At 62.7% G+C, this 233-nt stretch carries 1 protein-coding gene; it reads left to right on the forward strand.

The features are described from left to right. The coding region (locus PH586_RS23530) for a calcium-binding protein (protein WP_271350224.1) at positions 1-233 on the forward strand (233 nt) is incomplete at both ends.

Below are 233 nucleotides of genomic sequence, written 5' to 3' on the forward strand. Positions count from 1 at the left end.
ATCTTCGGCCTGGACGGTAACGACACCCTCAGTGGTGGTGCGCTGAACGACCATCTCGAAGGTGGCGAGGGTAGCGATACCCTCAATGGCAATGCTGGCAACGACACGCTGCTCGGCGGCGCAGGCAACGATGTCCTTAATGGTGGCGACGGAGTGGACCTGCTTGACGGGGGGATTGGCAATGACACCCTTGATGGTGGTGCCGGCGCCGACCTGCTCGATGGCGGCACTGG

This window comes from Pseudomonas aestuarii, assembly GCF_027988105.1.
GTDB classification, from domain to species: Bacteria; Pseudomonadota; Gammaproteobacteria; order Pseudomonadales; family Pseudomonadaceae; genus Aquipseudomonas; species Aquipseudomonas aestuarii.